Annotated in this window: 19 protein-coding genes; 9 read left to right on the forward strand and 10 right to left on the reverse strand. The window is 66.0% G+C overall.

What is annotated here, in order from left to right:
- Window positions 1-223: 223 nt before the first annotated feature.
- Window positions 224-1,183, forward strand: a complete 960-nt coding sequence (locus IB256_RS01000) for a DegV family protein (RefSeq protein ID WP_192401032.1) — start codon at window positions 224-226, stop codon at window positions 1,181-1,183.
- Between the two features lie 2 nt (window positions 1,184-1,185).
- Here the strand turns inward: IB256_RS01000 and IB256_RS01005 are convergent, their stop codons facing one another.
- The 3 genes from IB256_RS01005 to IB256_RS01015 form a co-directional block, all read right to left on the reverse strand.
- Complete coding sequence (locus IB256_RS01005; protein WP_192292050.1) at window positions 1,186-2,382, reverse strand: glycosyltransferase family 4 protein; 1,197 nt, start codon at window positions 2,380-2,382, stop codon at window positions 1,186-1,188.
- A gap of 83 nt (window positions 2,383-2,465) precedes the next feature.
- Window positions 2,466-3,206, reverse strand: a complete 741-nt coding sequence (gene cysZ, locus IB256_RS01010) for a sulfate transporter CysZ (RefSeq protein WP_192401033.1) — start codon at window positions 3,204-3,206, stop codon at window positions 2,466-2,468.
- Between the two features lie 97 nt (window positions 3,207-3,303).
- Window positions 3,304-5,235, reverse strand: a complete 1,932-nt coding sequence (locus IB256_RS01015) for a diguanylate cyclase domain-containing protein (protein WP_192292044.1) — start codon at window positions 5,233-5,235, stop codon at window positions 3,304-3,306.
- A 420-nt stretch (window positions 5,236-5,655) separates the two neighbouring features.
- Here IB256_RS01015 and trxB point away from each other — a divergent pair, with 420 nt between their 5' ends.
- Window positions 5,656-6,600, forward strand: a complete 945-nt coding sequence (gene trxB, locus IB256_RS01020; RefSeq protein ID WP_192292027.1) for a thioredoxin-disulfide reductase — start codon at window positions 5,656-5,658, stop codon at window positions 6,598-6,600.
- A 179-nt stretch (window positions 6,601-6,779) separates the two neighbouring features.
- Here trxB and IB256_RS01025 read toward each other — a convergent pair whose 3' ends face one another.
- From IB256_RS01025 to folM, 5 genes are all read right to left on the reverse strand, one after another.
- Window positions 6,780-7,118, reverse strand: coding sequence for a HopJ type III effector protein (locus IB256_RS01025; RefSeq protein WP_081516253.1), 339 nt, complete (start codon window positions 7,116-7,118; stop codon window positions 6,780-6,782).
- Window positions 7,119-7,130: 12 nt separating this feature from the next.
- A complete protein-coding gene (locus tag IB256_RS01030) occupies window positions 7,131-7,442 on the reverse strand; it encodes a DUF1244 domain-containing protein (RefSeq protein WP_081516252.1) in 312 nt (103 codons plus the stop codon).
- A 125-nt stretch (window positions 7,443-7,567) separates the two neighbouring features.
- A complete protein-coding gene (gene folX / locus IB256_RS01035) occupies window positions 7,568-7,939 on the reverse strand; it encodes a dihydroneopterin triphosphate 2'-epimerase (protein ID WP_081516251.1) in 372 nt (123 codons plus the stop codon).
- A gap of 1 nt (window position 7,940) precedes the next feature.
- On the reverse strand, window positions 7,941-8,501 hold the full coding sequence (folE, locus tag IB256_RS01040; RefSeq protein WP_081516250.1) for a GTP cyclohydrolase I FolE: 561 nt from the start codon (window positions 8,499-8,501) through the stop codon (window positions 7,941-7,943).
- 32 nt (window positions 8,502-8,533) lie between these two features.
- Entirely contained in the window at window positions 8,534-9,259 is a 726-nt protein-coding gene (folM, locus tag IB256_RS01045; protein ID WP_192401034.1) for a dihydromonapterin reductase, read from the reverse strand.
- Window positions 9,260-9,404: 145 nt separating this feature from the next.
- On the opposite strand from folM, the gene IB256_RS01050 reads away from it, so the two are divergent.
- Window positions 9,405-9,860 (forward strand): flavodoxin, encoded by a 456-nt coding sequence (locus IB256_RS01050; protein WP_081516248.1) that lies wholly within the window; start codon window positions 9,405-9,407, stop codon window positions 9,858-9,860.
- Window positions 9,860-10,330 (forward strand): cupin domain-containing protein, encoded by a 471-nt coding sequence (locus IB256_RS01055; RefSeq protein WP_192401035.1) that lies wholly within the window; start codon window positions 9,860-9,862, stop codon window positions 10,328-10,330. Before IB256_RS01050 ends, IB256_RS01055 begins: the two co-directional genes overlap by 1 nt.
- A gap of 146 nt (window positions 10,331-10,476) precedes the next feature.
- Here the strand turns inward: IB256_RS01055 and IB256_RS01060 are convergent, their stop codons facing one another.
- Window positions 10,477-11,373, reverse strand: coding sequence for a LysR family transcriptional regulator (locus IB256_RS01060; RefSeq protein ID WP_192401036.1), 897 nt, complete (start codon window positions 11,371-11,373; stop codon window positions 10,477-10,479).
- A gap of 113 nt (window positions 11,374-11,486) precedes the next feature.
- Between IB256_RS01060 and IB256_RS01065 the strand changes: the two genes are divergently transcribed.
- Both IB256_RS01065 and IB256_RS01070 read left to right on the forward strand, forming a co-directional pair.
- Window positions 11,487-11,864, forward strand: a complete 378-nt coding sequence (locus IB256_RS01065; RefSeq protein ID WP_192292018.1) for a CidA/LrgA family protein — start codon at window positions 11,487-11,489, stop codon at window positions 11,862-11,864.
- A complete protein-coding gene (locus IB256_RS01070) occupies window positions 11,851-12,537 on the forward strand; it encodes an LrgB family protein (protein WP_192292015.1) in 687 nt (228 codons plus the stop codon). Before IB256_RS01065 ends, IB256_RS01070 begins: the two co-directional genes overlap by 14 nt.
- A 7-nt stretch (window positions 12,538-12,544) precedes the next feature.
- Here IB256_RS01070 and IB256_RS01075 read toward each other — a convergent pair whose 3' ends face one another.
- Window positions 12,545-13,258, reverse strand: a complete 714-nt coding sequence (locus IB256_RS01075; protein WP_285886880.1) for a WbqC family protein — start codon at window positions 13,256-13,258, stop codon at window positions 12,545-12,547.
- A gap of 421 nt (window positions 13,259-13,679) precedes the next feature.
- On the opposite strand from IB256_RS01075, the gene IB256_RS01080 reads away from it, so the two are divergent.
- The 3 genes from IB256_RS01080 (at window position 13,680) to IB256_RS01090 (ending at window position 15,733) form a co-directional block, all read left to right on the forward strand.
- Window positions 13,680-14,462 carry a class II aldolase/adducin family protein gene (locus tag IB256_RS01080; protein ID WP_192292012.1) on the forward strand — a complete coding sequence of 261 codons (783 nt, stop codon included), beginning with the start codon at window positions 13,680-13,682 and terminating at the stop codon, window positions 14,460-14,462.
- Window positions 14,462-15,340 carry an alpha/beta fold hydrolase gene (locus tag IB256_RS01085; RefSeq protein ID WP_192401037.1) on the forward strand — a complete coding sequence of 293 codons (879 nt, stop codon included), beginning with the start codon at window positions 14,462-14,464 and terminating at the stop codon, window positions 15,338-15,340. The genes IB256_RS01080 and IB256_RS01085 overlap by 1 nt, the downstream gene beginning before the upstream one ends.
- A gap of 99 nt (window positions 15,341-15,439) precedes the next feature.
- Window positions 15,440-15,733 (forward strand): hypothetical protein, encoded by a 294-nt coding sequence (locus IB256_RS01090; protein WP_192292006.1) that lies wholly within the window; start codon window positions 15,440-15,442, stop codon window positions 15,731-15,733.
- Window positions 15,734-15,836: the final 103 nt, after the last annotated feature.

Here is a 15,836-nt window from a genome sequence, read left to right on the forward strand (position 1 = left end):
AGCCCCTGGCGCCGACGGTGCCAGGGGCTTTTTTGCTTTTCGCAGGAGCGTCTCGGTTATGGCGTGGTATTGATGGCCTGAATGATCTGAAAGCACCGTCCTAGGCGTTTACAAATCTTTTCCGAGACCCACCTTTCCGCATGCTGACTTCCCAGTCCGAAACGGGCAGAGTATGACGGCGTTCACACAAAAATAGGCCGGGATACGGCCATAGGAGTAAGACATGCGGATCGGCTTGGTGGTCGATGCAACCTGTGACCTTCCCCCGGAATTCCTTGCTGCCAACAACATTCGCGTACTGCCCATCGGCATCCGTGTGGGCGAGCGGCGCATCGTCGATGACCGCGATCCCGATACCACCCTCAGATTCTATTCCCAGGACCTGCCCAAGGTTGGCCCGGAGGACGGCAGCGAACCGCTGACGCCGGCGCAGACCCACGACTGGTTCCTGGAGCAGTTGGTCACCGACTTCGACTACGTGATCTGCCTGACCGTGACCAGCCAGCGCAGCCCGATCTTCGAGCACGCCACCCAGGCCTCCTTCAGCCTGCTGCAGAGCTACAAGGAGCGCCGCGCCGCCGCCGGCATCGCCGGGCCGTTCGCGTTGCGGGTGATCGACAGCCAGACCGTGTTCGCCGGCCTTGCCGTGCTGGCCGCCGAAGGCGTGCGCCTGCTCGGTGAAGATCAGCATCCCAATGCCGTACGTACCCGCCTGGAACAGCTCAGCCAGCAGATGAACACCTTCCTGGTCGCCAGCGACCTGGGGCATATCCGTCGCCGGGGCTTCCAGAAGGGCGACCGCAGCAGCATCGGCGACCGCCTGCGCGGTGCCTTCCTCGGCCTGGGCTCGATGCTCGACATGAAGCCGGTGCTGAGCCTGGTACAGGGCGAGGACAAGCCGGTATCGGTGTCGCCGAACTACGAGAAGTCCGCCGAGCGCCTGCTCAACTTCGCCCGTGCGCGGGTCGAGGCGGGCGAGCTGCTGGCGCCGCAGATGTGCCTGAGCTACGCCGGCGATCCTTCCGCCCTGCGCGACCTGCCCGGATTCGCGGCGCTGGAGGATGCCTGCGAGGCAAAAGGCATCCAGGTACACCTGGCGATGCTCAGCCCCACGGGGGGCATCAACCTCGGCGCGGGCGCCATGAGCCTGTCCTTCGCCGCCGAGCCCAAGCCCTTCACCTGATCCTATTTGTGGATTTCAGGGTGCCCCAGACCGCCGGGGTTCTTCCCCGGCAAGGCTGTGCGGCAGGCTGCCTGCAGATAGCCCTCGAAACGCTCGACCACCGTGTCCCACGCCTGATGGATGGCGTGGTGACGCGCATTGAGGCGCACCCGGCGCAGGCGCTCCGGGTCGCCCAGCAACCAGCTCGCTGCTTCGAAGAAGCTCTGGTCTTCCCCTGGCACGCCGAGTACGCCGTTGTGCCCGTGGCGAATGTGCTGGCCGGCGGCTGCCTGGTCGAAAGCCACCACACCCAGCCCTGACGCCAAGGCTTCCAGGACCACGTTGCCGAAGGTTTCCGACAGGCTGGGAAACAGGAACAGGTCGCCACTGGCGTAGTGCCGGGCCAGTTCTTCGCCGCGTTGCAGGCCGCAGAACACCGCTTCGGGCAATTCCTTCTGCAGCTGTGCGCGCTGTGGGCCGTCGCCGACTATCACCAGGCGCAGCTTGAGCTGCGGGTGCGCCGCGCACAGCGCGCGGAAGCTGCTGCCCAGCAGCGACAGATTCTTCTCCGCCGCCAGCCGTCCGACGTGCAGCACGGCGATGTCGCGTTCGCTCAAACCCCACTCGCGGCGCAACGATTCATCGCGCCGGGCGGGGTCGAACAGTTTGCTGTCGACACCGCGCGCTAGCTGCGCCAGGCGCTCGAAACCGCGCCGTTGCAGCTCCACGGACTGGCTGGCGCTGGGCACCAGGGTCTGCTGAGTGCGGTTGTGGAACCAGCGCAGGTACAGCGTCACCAGGCGCATCAGCGGGCCGAAGCCATAGTGCGCGCTGTACTGCTGGAAATTGGTGTGGAAGCCGCTGATCACCGGAATCCGCAGGCGCCGTGCGGCACGCAGGGCGGCGAGGCCGAGCGGGCCTTCGGTGGCGATGTAGAGCACGTCCGGGCGGGTACTGTTCCAGTGGCGCAGCAGCTTGTGCAGGCATGACTGGCCCCATTGCAGGCCGGGGTAGCCGGGCAGCGGCCAGCCCCGGGTGAGCACGAGGTCGCCATCGCTGTGACGGCCTTCATCGCCCTGCTGGCGCGGGCGCACGACCTGGATCTGGTGTCCGAGGCGCAACAGCCCCGAGGCCAACCGGCCAAGGGTGTTGGCAACGCCGTTGATTTCCGGCGGAAAGGTTTCGCTGATCAGCGCGATGCGCAGGGGAGTCGTGGTCATGCTTGCAGTGTCCCGGCGCGCGGTGGCGCGCCGATGACAGCGCGATGATCGATAGGTGACAGCGGCTCAGGCGGCGCCGGTGATTACTTCACCAGTGCCTGATCGCCGCCTTCACGCACCCAGAACAGCACCGCACCCGCCACGGCGGCGGGCATGGCGACCAGGTTGACCACCGGAATCAGCAGCGCCAGGTAGGTGATGCCGCCAAAGCCCATGCACGCCCAGCGCTTGCTGCGCAGCCAGGCGAGCATCTCGTTCCAGCCCAGCTTGTGGTTGTCCGCGGGGTAGTCGATGTACTGCACGGCCATCATCCATACGCCGAAAATCAGCCACAGCGGCGCGGCAATCAGGTTCAGCCCGGGGATCAGGCTGAGGATGAACAGCGCGATGGCGCGCGGCAGGAAGTAGCCGAGCTTGCGCAGCTCGCGGCCGATGGTGCGCGGCACCATGGCCATCAGTTCGCCCCAGCTGAATTCGGGGAAGTCGTCGGTGCCGCGCACCACCACCTCGACCTTCTCCGCGAGGAAGCCGTTGAAGGGCGCGGCGATGATGTTGGCGATCATGGTGAAGGTAAAGAATACGATCAGCAGCACCAGTGCCACGAACAGCGGCCAGACGATGAACTGCAGGAAGCTGAGCCAGTCCGGCAGGCTGGGCATCAGGGCATCGACCCAGTGGCTGAACTGGTTGATGGCGAAGCCGATCAGGCCGACGAACAGCAGGATGTTGATGCTCAGGGGCAGCAGGACGAACAGTCGCAGGCCGGGGCGCATCATCAGTTTCAGGCCTTCGCTGAGGTATTGCGGGCCGCTCAGGGTGGACATCGGATTCTCCAGGGTTGAACCGTAGGCGACCTTAGCAGACCGGGCGAACGGCCGGCGAGCCGTCTGTTTTGCCGGGTATGTGTTCGCGGGCCGGCGCTCAGGCTGCCGTGTAGCGATAGCAGCGGTTGCGTTCCTGCTTGGCCTGGTACATGGCGATGTCGGCGGCGCGGGTGAGGGCGTCGGCGTCACCGGCATCCTGCGGGTAGAAGGCGATGCCGATGCTGGGGGTGACGAAGTCGATCACCTGGCCGCCCAGGTCGTACTCGGCGCCCAGCACCGCCAGCAGGCGCAAGCCCAGGGCTTCGGCCTGATCCGGCTCGGCGTTCTCCAGCAGCACGGCGAATTCGTCGCCGCCCAGGCGGAAGGCCTGGTCCGGCTGGCGCAGGCTGCCGCGCATACGCTCGCCGACCGTGCTGAGCAGGGCATCGCCGAGGGCGTGGCCGAAGCGGTCGTTGACCTGCTTGAAGCGGTCCAGGTCGATGTACAGCAACGCGACCCGGTTGCTGTGCACGACGGCCTGCTGCAACTGTTCGTTGAACGCCTTGCGGTTGCCCAGCTCGGTGAGGGTGTCGCGGTAGGCCAGGTCGATGAGTTGTTTCTGGTAGGCCACCTGGTCGCTGATGTCGCGCAAGATGCCGCGGAACCCCTGGAACTCGCCCTGGCCGTCGCGGATCGCCGAGAGCCGCGTCTCGCAACTGACCAGCCGGCCGTCGCGGCGCTTGAAGGGCGCGGAGAAGGTAGTTTCCTGCTCGTCGTCGCGGGCCTGCTGGTAGAGGCTGCGAGCGCGGAGCAGGTCCTGCTCCTGCAGCAGGATGCTGAAGTGCTGGCCGCTGAGCTGCTCGGCGTCATAGCCGAGCATTCGGCACAGCGCCGGGTTGAGCGTGCGGATGATGCCCTGGGTGTCCATCTCGAAGTAGCCGTCGCGGATCGCGTCGAGGATCGCCCGGTCGCGCGCTTCACTCTGTTCCAGGCGGTCGAGGGTGCGGTTCATCTCGTTCGCCAGTTGGCCCAGTTCGTCCGTGCCCTGGGGGCTCAGGCGCGAGGGCGTGTCGTCCTGGCCGATGACCGCGACCTCGCGGTTCATGCTGGTGACGCGGCGGATGATGCGGAATTCCAGTGCCACGTAGGCCAGCAGGATGGCGCCGCCGAGCAGTGCCAGCGTCAGGTAGAGGAACAGCCGCACGGACTGCTGGCCCTGCTGGTAAAGCGGCCGCGGGCTGGTGAGCTCCAGGCGCAGTTGCGGCTTGCCGAGGGAGTCGAGGTAGAGCAGGGACATCTGCTGGCTGTTCTCGTCCAGCAGGCGTCGCGGGCTGAGCAGGGTGGCGCCGCGCCCGGTAGGGATGTTCAGGGTACGCCAGTCGTTGCCTTTCACCTCGTCCTGCACCAGGCGCAGGGTCGCGCCCATCTGGGTCTGCAGGTTGGACATGCGCGCATTGTCGAGCAGCACGCCGGCGATGACCGCGCCGGCCGGCTCGGCGGTGCCGGAGGTGTTGCTGATCGGGTAGCTGAGCAACAGCTGCGGGATGCCCTCTACCTGCAGCAACTGGTCGAGGCTGTGACGTGGGTCGCCGTCGATGTGCAGCGCGCCCAGGCGCAGCGCGGTGCTGAGAATGCTCTGGCGCAACTGGGCGGGGGCCGGTACCTGCTGGCCGGGGAAGCGCTGGGCCAGTTCGTCGAGCTTCCACTGCTGGGCGAGAATGCGCCCGTCGCGGTCGACGTAGAGCACGTAGTCGAAGCCGAGGATGCCGAGCAGGTCCTGATCCAGGTTGTCCTCGACGAAGCGTGTCTGCGGCAGGCGCATGAACTGGTAGCTGGCGTCCCACCAGGCATAGCTGTGGACGATATCGAGGTTGCGCTGCTTCTCGTAGGCGATGCGGTTGTGGACGATTCGCACCTCGTCGGCCAGGCGCTGGCGGTCCCCGCGGTCGAAGCGGTCGAGCAGGATCAAGTCCGACAGCAGCCAGACCCCGGCAAGGCTCGCGATGAACAGGGGCAGGCACAGCCATAGCAGGCGGGCGCGAAGGTTCATGGTGATACGGGTGACCTTTGGTTTTTTGAGTCTAGCCATCCAGGCAATGGGTGCCCGCTGCATAGGGGCAGCCTATGGAGGGCATTGATATTGGACATTTCAGCAGGACGCAGCGGCGGCGGTAAGCTGCGCGCCATCTGCTATCGAACAAGTTCGAGGGTCGATCCGCCGCTCCCTGACTTATCTCAAGGCGTTCGGGGCGACTGCGGAAATCCCTGACTTATCTCAAGGGATTCCCAGCGTTCTGCAGGACAATGCGAATTGTGACTTGGGTCACACCGCATTGCCCACGGTCTCCGGGCCATGCGGATCGCGCAAGAAACTTTTACGTGGAGCTGCCGCCCTCCCAACCTTCCCCCTGGTGCTTTGGCAGCTCCCTTTTCTTTGCCCGACTCATTCACCTGTGCACTGGAGGCTGTCATGTCCGATCGTCACGCGCGCGTCATCATTCTGGGTTCCGGGCCCGCCGGCTACAGCGCCGCGGTCTATGCCGCCCGTGCCAACCTCAAGCCGCTGCTGATCACCGGTATGCAGGCCGGCGGCCAGCTGACCACCACCACCGAGGTCGACAACTGGCCGGGCGACCCCCATGGCCTGACCGGCCCGGCGTTGATGCAGCGCATGCAGGAGCACGCCGAGCGCTTCGAGACCGAGATCGTCTTCGATCACATCCACGGCGTGGACCTGGCCGGCAAGCCCTTCGTGCTCAAGGGTGACAGCGGCACCTATACCGCCGATGCACTGATCATCGCCACCGGCGCCAGCGCGCGTTATCTGGGGTTGCCGTCGGAAGAGAGCTTCATGGGCAAAGGTGTGTCCGCCTGCGCCACCTGCGATGGTTTCTTTTACCGCAACCGCGAAGTGGCGGTGGTCGGCGGCGGCAACACTGCCGTGGAAGAGGCCCTGTACCTGGCCAACATCGCCAGCAAGGTGACCCTCGTGCACCGCCGCGAAAGCTTCCGCGCCGAGAAGATCCTGCAGGACAAGCTGCGTGCGCGCATCGCCGAAGGCAAGATCGAACTGCGCCTGAATGCCCAGGTGGAGGAAGTGCTGGGCGACGACATGGGCGTCACCGGTGTGCGCCTGCGCCACAACGACGGCGAGGATTCCGAACTGAAAGTGGATGGCCTGTTCGTCGCCATCGGCCACACGCCCAACACCTCGCTGTTCGAAGGCCAGCTTGCGCTGAAGGACGGCTACCTGGTGGTGAGCGGCAGCCGCGATGGCAATGCCACCGCGACCAGTATTCCCGGTGTCTTTGCTGCCGGCGACGTGGCTGACCACGTCTACCGCCAGGCGATCACCTCCGCCGGCGCCGGCTGCATGGCCGCGCTGGATGTGGAGCGTTACCTGGATTCCCTGTAACGGCCCGAAGAGCCGGCGTGCAGGAAGGGGCCCCGCTTGCGGGGCCTTTTTCTTGCCCACTCGGCGAGGTGGGCATTCTTCGTAGGGTGGATAAGGCGTCAGCGTTATCCGCCGTCGAGCATGATGCTCCATAAAAAAGCCCCGCTGATGCGGGGCTTTTTTTATGGAGCCGGATAACCTCAGCCGCGGCGCGACAGCGGCTGGCGCTCGAAGTTGACGCCGGCCAGGCCAGTGGTCTGCAGCGCACGGATGTTGGCGTGGTCGGTGCCTTCGGGATGCTCGCGCACGGCGCGGTAGTGCTCGCCGAATGCCAGCAGCGACTCTTCCTGGCTCAAACCTTCGAGGATCGCGAAACCCAGGGTCTTGCAGGAGCCTTCGTTCTGCCCGGCGGGGTTTTCCACGCTGCCGTTGGTGAAGGCGCTGGGGGTGTAGCTGTAGTGCTCGGCGATGTACGCCAGGGTATCGGTGAACAGGTGCTGTTCGCTGCGCAGGCGCGAGCGGAAATCAGTGAGGGTCATCAAGGCAAACTCTTAGTGTTTCTTCGCGTGGTCGAAGGCCGCCTGTTGCTCGGGCGAGGCTTCCGTCTGGTACTTGGCCTTCCATTCGGCGTAAGGCATGCCGTAGATCTCTTCGCGGGCCTGATCCGGGCTGACCGGCAGGCCCATGTCGTCCGCCGCGGCCTTGTACCACTTGGACAGGCAGTTGCGGCAGAACCCGGCAAGATTCATCAGATCGATGTTCTGCACGTCCTTGCGGGTACGCAGGTGCTGCACCAGGGTGCGGAACGCGGCGGCTTCGAGTTCGGTACGCTGCTCGTCGGTCAGGTTCATCGGCTCGGTCATGGCAGGTCTCTCAACTAAGGCGCATCGGAGGCGCATGGCGGGGCTGGCGAGATTCTAAGAGGCGGGCGATCTGCCAGCAACGCCCGTTGGCCGACTGGCACGCGCGTGCAAGTGCAGAGCGCGGCTCAGCGCTGGGCGGCCAGGGCGATCGATACCGACTCGGCGAAGCGCAGTGCGTGGGGTTTGTCCACTTCCACCTCGGCGTAGTGCACCGCCGGGTTGGCCATCACCAGGTCGAGCAGTTCCTGGGTCAGGCGCTCGAGCAGGGCGAAGCGGTTTTCCTCGACGTGGGCAATGATCGCCTTGGTGATGGTGCGGTAGTTCAGCGCGTGGTCGATGTCGTTGACCTGCACCGCATCACCGGCGGGGTAGAGGATGGTGAGGTTGATCAGCACATCCTGCTTGTTGAGGATTTCCTCTTCCTTGATGCCGATGTAGGTGCGCACGCGCAGGTCCTTGACCCGGATTCGCGCCATGCCCGGCTGCAATTGCGTCATTTCACTTGCTCCGTCCGATCAGTTGCAGGAATTCCTGGCGGGTATTGGTGGACGCGCGGAAGGCGCCAAGCATCACCGAGGTGTTCATCACCGAGTTCTGCTTCTCCACCCCGCGCATCATCATGCACATGTGCTGCGCCTCGATCACCACCGCCACGCCGGCGGCGCTGGTGACCTGCTGGACCGCCTCGGCGATCTGCCGGGTCAGGCTTTCCTGGATCTGCAGGCGCCGCGCGAACATGTCGACGATGCGCGCGACCTTCGACAGGCCCAGCACCTTGCCGGTGGGAATGTACGCCACATGGGCCTTGCCGATGAAGGGCAGCAGGTGATGTTCGCACAGCGAGTAGAGCTCGATGTCCTTCACGATCACCATTTCGTCATTGTCCGAGGCGAACAACGCGCCGTTGACGATCTCGTCCAGCGTCTGCCCGTAGCCGTGGCAGAGGTACTGCATGGCCTTGGCCGCGCGCTTGGGGGTGTCCAGCAGGCCTTCTCGGGTCGGGTCTTCGCCGATCCCCTGGAGAATCTCACGGTAGTGGTGAGACAGGTCTTCGATCATGGTGGGAGTTCCTCGCGCCCGCGCCGGGCGGGTCATTTGAGGTGCCGGCCGCCGTTGACGGTCAGGGTAGTGCCGGTCACGTAGGGACTGTCGAGCAGGTAGCGCACGCTCTGGTAGATCACGTCCGGGCCGGGCTCGATGCCCATGGCGGATTTCGCCAGGGTGCGGGCGCGGTAGGCGTCGTCGTCGCCTTCGTTGAACAGGATCAGTGCCGGCGCGATGCCGTTGACCTTGATGCGGGGCGCGAGGCTCGCGGCGAAGGACAGGGTGAGGTTGTCCAGGCCGGCCTTGCTGGCGCAGTAGGCGATGCGGTTGGCGCTGCCCTTGCGGGCGACGTCGTCGGAGAGATGGATGATGTCCGCCGGGGCGCCGCGCTCGGCGGCGTCGCGCTCGAGCAGGGGCGCGCAGCGCAGGTTTATCAGGTAGGGCGCGAGCATGTGCAGGCGGAACAGCGATTCGAAGGCCTGGGCTTCCTCGCCGGGGGTGTCGCCGATCCACGCCGAGGCGTTGTGGATGATCGCGCGCAGCCGGTCGGTGCGGGACCTCAGTTCGTCGACGAAGGCCAGGATGCCGGTTTCATCGGCCAGTTCGGCGTGCAGGCAGGTGGCGCCCAGTTCGCGCAATTCGGCGATGCCGGGCTTGTCCTGGCGATGGGTCACGATGACCGGCTGGCCTTCGAGCAGCAGGCGTTTCGCGCAGTGCAGGCCGATGCGCTGGCTGGCGCCGGTGATCAGGATGGGGGCTGGGGTCTGGCCCATGCGCGCCTCGCGAAAATCCACTTCAGGGAGCGCCGCGGCGGACAATGTCCTAGCGGCCGGGTAGGGCAAAACTATACCAGCCCCGGCGCGGTGCGGCACGGATGGGGCATAATGGGCGGCCTTGTCTTGCCTTGTGGGAGTGAACATGAAAGTCGCCATCGTGTCCGGTTCGGTCTACGGCACCGCCGAAGAAGTCGCGCGCCACGCCAAGCGCCTGCTCGAAGCCGCCGGCTTCGAAGCCTGGTATGACCCGCGTGCCACCCTGGACGCCATGCTCGAGTTCGCTCCCGAGGCCTTCCTGGTAGTGACCGCCACCACCGGCATGGGCGACCTGCCGGACAGCTTCCAGCCCCTGTTCCATGCCATCCGCGACCGCCTGCCGGGCGAGTGGCGCGGTCGTCCGGGCGCCGTGCTGGCGCTGGGCGATTCCAGCTACGGCGATACCTACTGCGGTGGCGGCGAGCAGGTGCGCGAGCTGTATGCCGAGCTGGGCGTGCAGGAAGTGGTGCCGATGCTGCGCCTGGACGGCAGCGAGACGGTGGACCAGGAGACCGACTCCGAGCCGTGGCTGGCTGATTTCATCGCCGCGCTGAAGGCCTGATGCATCCCCGCGCCCGCTACCTGATCGACACCCTGCAGCTTGCCCCGCACCCCGAGGGCGGCTTCTATCGCCGGGTGTTCGAATCGAGACTGGTGGGCGCCGATGGCCGGCCGCAGTCGTCGGCCATCCTTTTCCTCCTGCCCGCCGGCACCGTCAGCCGCTGGCACCGCGTGGACGCCGACGAGCTCTGGCACTTTCACGAGGGCAGCGCGCTGGAGCTGCTGGTCGCCGAACGGCCGGATGCCGAGGTGCGCCGCGAGGTCCTCGGCCCGGTGGGCGAGGACAGCCTGCCGCAACGTGCCGTGCCGGCCCACGCCTGGCAGGCTGCACGTTGCCTGGGGGATTACGTGCTGGTGGGCTGCACCGTGTCGCCGGCTTTCGAATTCGCCGGCTTCCGGCTGCTGGCGGATGACAGAGAGGCGCAGCTGCAGTGGCTGCGGCTCGTCAGCGAGTTTCCTGTGCTGCTCTGAAAGGCTTCGTGCCGAGCTCTGGTAGGGCGAATAACGCGCCAGCGTTGTCCGCCGCCAAGTTGCCGTCGGATAACCCGTTCCGGGATATGCGCCCTACGATCTTGGTGGAATCGAGGGATGCCTGGCCCTTGCTCGCGAGCCTTGCTTCACTCCGCACCTTCTGGATGCAGCGGCATTTCCACCATCAGCGCCAGCCAGGCCTTCGCGGCATTCGACAGATAGGCGTCGCGCCGCCAGATGAAGCTGATGTCCCAGCGCAGGTCCGGCTGGCTCAGCAGCACGCGGACCAGTCCCGGCCGCTCCAGGTCCTTTGCCACCACCCGCGGCAGCAGCACCGCGCCTTGGCCGGCGGCGACCAGCGCGCCGAGGAAATCCGCCTGGCCGCTGCGGCCGCCTTCCTTCGGCTCGAAACCGGCCTCGCGGCAGGCGCGCAGCAGGCGGTCGTTGAGGGTGAAGCTCTGTTGGTAGAGCAGGAACGGCGTGTCCGAGAGTTCCGCCAGCTCCAGGCTGCCGCGCCCGGCCAGCGGGTGCGCGGCGGGCAGCAGAACGTCCAGCGGCTCGTTGCAGAAGGGCTGCCAGTCGAAGCCGGGGTCGTCCGGCGTGAGGCCTCCGCCCAGCTCCAGCTCGCCGCTGTGGACCATCTCTTCCATGGTCTTGCTGCCGCCCTCGATCAGGTGCACGTCGATGTTCGGGTAGCGCCGCCTGTATTCGGCGAAGCGCCCGGCGAACAGCGCATCCGCGCCCAGCAGCGGCAGGCCCAGGCGCAGTTCGCCGCGGTGCAGCTGGGTAAGGTCGTCCAGTTCGGTATGCAGCTCGCGGCGCAGGCGCAGCATGTCCTCGGCGCGGCGTAGCACCACCTCGCCCGCGGCGGTCAGGCGAATATGCGGGCCGCTGCGCTCCAGCAGCTGCACGCGCAGGCTCTGCTCCAGCTGCGCGACCTGCTTGCTCACCGCCGACTGGCTGGCGTTCAGGTACACCGCCGCCAGGGTGAAACTACCGTGGCGCACGACTTCGGCGAAGGTGCGCAGTTGCTTGAATTCCATTATGGAATGGCTCCGATTCGATCTATTCGCTTTGGGGATGATAGGCGTGGGAGTAGGCTTTGCGCCATTCCCAACCGATTCCCTCACCCGCCTAACGCATCGAGATCGCCGCCATGTTCCGCCGTGCCGCCCGCCTGACTTTCGAACTCGCCGTCCTCGCCGCCTTCTGGTGGGTGGGCGGCTGGATCGCCACCCTCACCGGGCTGCCGGTGCCGGGTAGCGTCGTCGGGCTGGCGCTGCTGCTGGTGCTGTTCGCCTGCGGGGTGATCCGCCCGGCCCTGCTGCAGGGCGGCGCCGGCCTGCTGCTGGCGGAGATGCTGCTGTTCTTCATCCCTGCGCTGATGAGCCTGCTCGACTATGGCCCGCTGCTGCGCAGCGAAGGCTGGAAGATTCTGCTGGTGATCACTGCCAGCACCGTACTGGTGATGCTCTCCACCGCCCTGGCGGTGGAGTGGATGTGCCGCTGGAGATCGCGCCATGAGCCTCGATAAGCAAGCCCTGTTCTGGTTGGCCGTGACCCTGGGCGGTTACCTGCTCAGCCGTACCCTCTACCGCCGGTTCCAGCAGTACTGGCTCTCGCCCATCGTCTTCGTGCCGGTGCTGCTGTTCGCCCTGGCGATCCCGTTGCAGGCCCGCTACGCCGACTACGCCCGTGACACCAGCTGGCTGGTGGCGCTGCTCGGCCCGGCCACTGTGGCCTTCGCCATCCCGATCTGGCAGCAGCGCGCCTTGCTCGCCCGCCACTGGCCGGCGCTGCTGACCGGCATGCTGGCCGGTTCGGGCATGGCCATCGGCAGCTCCTGGGCGCTGGCCCACGCGCTGGCGCTGGACGGCCAGGTGACCTTGTCGCTGATCCCGCGCTCGATCACCACCCCGTTCGCCATGGAAATGTCCCATGACCTGGGCGGCGTGCCGGCGCTGACGGCGGCCTTCGTGATGATCACCGGGGTATTCGGCGCCCTGATCGGCGGCGTGCTGATGAAGATGCTGCCACTGCGCTCCGCCCTGGCCCGTGGCGCACTGCTGGGTGTCGGCGCCCATGGGGCGGGGACCAGCCGGGCCTACGAGTTCGGTGGTGAAGAGGGTTCGGCGGCCGGCCTGCTGATGGTCCTGACCGGGCTGTTCAACCTGCTGCTGGCGCCGGTTCTGGTCTGGTGCCTGTAACGGGCATTCAGCTCAGCTCATAGGCATCGAGCATCTGTGAGGTATCGGCGGGGGAGTTGAACATCATCACGTCGATGATCGACAAGCCCGCCTCGAAGGTCGGGCGCTTCTGTTCATAGGGCGTGAGCTTCGGCTCCTGGAAGCGCAGCGTCAGCCCGGCGGCCTCGTACTTTCCACGGTCGAAGAAGCTCTGCCCGCCCGGCGGATTCCAGTACTCCTCCACGCCGCCCAGTGCCTTGCAGATGTTCAGCGCCCATTCGTCCGGCGCGGTGGGCCGCTCCATAGGCAGTTCCATGTGCGACAGCACCGGCATCTTCCGGGGGAAGCCGAGGTAGGCGCAGGTGGCCTCCAGGGTGGTCTTGTTCACCGAGACGATGTCCTCGAACGGATGGTCCAGGGACGCGGCGATCATTTCCCGCACGTCGCGGTAATAGGGCGCGACCTTGCGGTACACGTCCAGCTGGGAGAACAGGCTGCGCCGCCAGTCCTGGCGGTTGTCCAGGCGCACGTCCTTGATCAGCGTCTGGCGGTGGTGCTTGACCCGCGGCACGCGGATGTACGACCAGCCGGCCTGGTGATTGAGGATGCGGTTGCGCTCGATCCAGCCGTGGTGGATGTACTGCACGGTATCGAACAGGACGAACAGGTCGGTGTGCTTGATCAGGCTGAAGTAGCCCAGGTACGGAAAGAAGTAGGGCTGCATGATGGCGGTTCGTTTCACGTCGGCTGCCTCGTTGGCCGAACTGGAGTCTCCTCCCGACTCCCGGGTACTACTGAGGAATGTTGCGAAAGATATTGCGAAATGTTTCCAGATGACTCGGAGACGTCGCAAAGGACGCCGGGGCAGGGATGGAAATCGGGCACGCTTCCGCCAGCCCTGACGTGCGAGCTGGCTGCCGCACTGTCTGGATAGCGCTTTCGGAGGGAGTCGCCGGGCGCCGGGTCGATCAGGCGCCGCTGGCAGCGACTACCGCCACTATAGGTGGGCAAACCGCTGACGCAAGCTGAGTTATCCGCCTGCGCTTATAGGGGAACATTCGCCAGACGCTGCCAGATGAAACTGTCAGTTCCGTGACAGTCGCCAGGTTGCCGCGCTGACTAGACTGCGCCATCGAACAACAACAACGAAGAGGCTACCGACCATGCACGCCGCTCATCCGCTGCCCACCGTGAACGTCAAGGACCAGGTCTCCGCCGCCGAGTGGCAGACCCGCGTCGACCTCGCCGCCTGTTACCGGCTGATTGCCCTGCAGGGTTGGGACGACCTGATCTTCACCCACATCTCGGCCAAGGTCCCCGGCACCGAGGACTTCCTGATCAATCCCTACGGCATGATGTTCCACGAGATCACGGCGTCGAGCCTGGTGAAAGTGGACGCCTCGGGCAAGAAGCTGATGGACAGCCCCTATGACATCAACCCGGCGGGCTACACCATCCACAGCGCGATCCACGACGTGCGCCACGACGTCGAGTGCGTGCTGCACACCCACACCGCCGCCGGCATCGCCGTCTCCGCGCAGAAGCAGGGCCTGCTGCCGATTTCCCAGCAGTCGCTGTTCGTCCTCTCCAGCCTGGCCTACCACGGCTACGAGGGCGTGGCGCTGAACCATGACGAGAAGGCGCGCCTGCAGGCGGACCTGGGTGAAGCCAACTTCATGATCCTGCCCAACCACGGCCTGCTGACCTGCTCGGGCACCATCGCCGACACCTTCCTGATGATGTTCACCCTGCAGCGCGCCTGCGAGATCCAGGTGCTGGCCCAGGGCGGCGGCGCCGAACTGATCCTGATCCCGCAGCCGATCCTCGATGGCGCCCGCGCCATGGCTGCCGCCGTGACCAAGAGCAAGCAGGGCATGGGCGGCGCGCTGGCGTGGCCGGCGCTGCTGCGCAAGCTGGACTTGCAGAACCCCGGCTACCGCGACTGATGGCGCTGGCCGGCATCGCCCTGCGCGACTGGCGCGCGCGGGGCAGTGACTTCACCTTCCGTGGCCACGCAGTACGTTACTGGAGCGCCGGCAGCGGCGCTCCGTTGCTGCTGGTCCACGGTTTCCCCACCGCATCCTGGGACTGGCACTACCTCTGGCAACCGCTGGCCGAGCGCTACCGGCTGATCGCCTGCGATATGCTCGGCTTTGGCGATTCCGCCAAACCCAGGGGCCACGACTACCGCATTCTCGAACAGGCCGACCTGCAACAGGCGCTGCTGGAGCACCTGGGCGTGCGCGAGCCGGTGCACCTGCTGGTGCACGACTACGGCAACAGCGTTGGCCAGGAGCTGCTCGCGCGGCACGAGGAGGGCGGTTTCGCCCTGGCCTCGCTGGCCTTCCTCAACGGCGGGCTGTTCCCGGAGACCCACCGCGCGGTGCTTTCGCAGAAGCTGCTGCTCGGCCCGTTCGGTTCCCTGTTCGGCCGGCTGTTCGACCGCAAGCGCCTGGCACAGAACTTCGCCAAGGTGTTCGGCCCGCAGACCCAGCCGTCCGAAGCAGAACTGGATGCCTTCTGGGAACTAATCCGCCACAACGACGGGCCGCGCGTCATGCACCGGCTGATCCACTACATCCTCGACCGTCGCCAGCATCGCGAACGCTGGGTCGGCACTATGCAGCGCACGGTGGTGCCGCTGCGCCTGATCGACGGGCCGGAAGACCCGATCTCCGGTGCGCACATGGTGGTGCGCTACCGGGAGCTGATCCCCCAACCGGACACCGTCGAACTGCCCGGCATCGGCCACTACCCGCAGGTCGAGGCGCCGGAACAGGTGCTACAGCACTATCTGGCGTTCCGACAGGAAAGAGTGTCGTAGCTACGGACCGATCTGGGCGAAGATTCGGAACTGACTGATAGATTGGCCCTGCGTGGCAGCGGTAGCTTCCCCGGCTTTGTCCAGCCGGAGGTCGCTGCCATGCCACTCAGATCCGTCATTCCCGTCCGCCAGCCGCAAGGGTCGCTGCTGTACCGGGCGCTGCTGCACCTGCGCCGTGACTTCGTCTTCGTCGCCATTCCGGTGCTGCTGGTACTGGGCGGAATCTGCGCGGCCGGCGGCTATTACGCCTGGCTTACCCAGGACTGGGTGCCCGCTGCCTTCGGCGCGCTGGCGCTGCTGCCGGCCTTCGGCCTGCTGCTGTTCTGGAGCGAGTACGACTGGTGGCTGTTCAAGCTCGGCCCGCGCTCGGAGCTGAACCTGCCGATGCGCTGACCGATCATCCCCTGGCCTTATCGAGCACCATTCAGCCTGGGTCGTCTTGGTTGTGACCGGATCGTGACTGCCGGACACTCGACGAAAAACCATCCTGCCTGGA

The sequence above is a fragment of the Pseudomonas sp. PDM17 genome (genome assembly GCF_014851985.1).
Lineage (GTDB): Bacteria > Pseudomonadota > Gammaproteobacteria > Pseudomonadales > Pseudomonadaceae > Pseudomonas.

Coding starts and splice junctions, on each gene's coding strand:
- IB256_RS01000 (WP_192401032.1), top strand. CDS start 224: ATGCGGATCGGCTTGGTGGTCGATGCAACCTGTGACCTTCCCCCGGAA.
- IB256_RS01005 (WP_192292050.1), bottom strand. CDS start 2,382: ATGACCACGACTCCCCTGCGCATCGCGCTGATCAGCGAAACCTTTCCG.
- cysZ (WP_192401033.1), bottom strand. CDS start 3,206: ATGTCCACCCTGAGCGGCCCGCAATACCTCAGCGAAGGCCTGAAACTG.
- IB256_RS01015 (WP_192292044.1), bottom strand. CDS start 5,235: ATGAACCTTCGCGCCCGCCTGCTATGGCTGTGCCTGCCCCTGTTCATC.
- trxB (WP_192292027.1), top strand. CDS start 5,656: ATGTCCGATCGTCACGCGCGCGTCATCATTCTGGGTTCCGGGCCCGCC.
- IB256_RS01025 (WP_081516253.1), bottom strand. CDS start 7,118: ATGACCCTCACTGATTTCCGCTCGCGCCTGCGCAGCGAACAGCACCTG.
- IB256_RS01030 (WP_081516252.1), bottom strand. CDS start 7,442: ATGACCGAGCCGATGAACCTGACCGACGAGCAGCGTACCGAACTCGAA.
- folX (WP_081516251.1), bottom strand. CDS start 7,939: ATGACGCAATTGCAGCCGGGCATGGCGCGAATCCGGGTCAAGGACCTG.
- folE (WP_081516250.1), bottom strand. CDS start 8,501: ATGATCGAAGACCTGTCTCACCACTACCGTGAGATTCTCCAGGGGATC.
- folM (WP_192401034.1), bottom strand. CDS start 9,259: ATGGGCCAGACCCCAGCCCCCATCCTGATCACCGGCGCCAGCCAGCGC.
- IB256_RS01050 (WP_081516248.1), top strand. CDS start 9,405: ATGAAAGTCGCCATCGTGTCCGGTTCGGTCTACGGCACCGCCGAAGAA.
- IB256_RS01055 (WP_192401035.1), top strand. CDS start 9,860: ATGCATCCCCGCGCCCGCTACCTGATCGACACCCTGCAGCTTGCCCCG.
- IB256_RS01060 (WP_192401036.1), bottom strand. CDS start 11,373: ATGGAATTCAAGCAACTGCGCACCTTCGCCGAAGTCGTGCGCCACGGT.
- IB256_RS01065 (WP_192292018.1), top strand. CDS start 11,487: ATGTTCCGCCGTGCCGCCCGCCTGACTTTCGAACTCGCCGTCCTCGCC.
- IB256_RS01070 (WP_192292015.1), top strand. CDS start 11,851: ATGAGCCTCGATAAGCAAGCCCTGTTCTGGTTGGCCGTGACCCTGGGC.
- IB256_RS01080 (WP_192292012.1), top strand. CDS start 13,680: ATGCACGCCGCTCATCCGCTGCCCACCGTGAACGTCAAGGACCAGGTC.
- IB256_RS01085 (WP_192401037.1), top strand. CDS start 14,462: ATGGCGCTGGCCGGCATCGCCCTGCGCGACTGGCGCGCGCGGGGCAGT.
- IB256_RS01090 (WP_192292006.1), top strand. CDS start 15,440: ATGCCACTCAGATCCGTCATTCCCGTCCGCCAGCCGCAAGGGTCGCTG.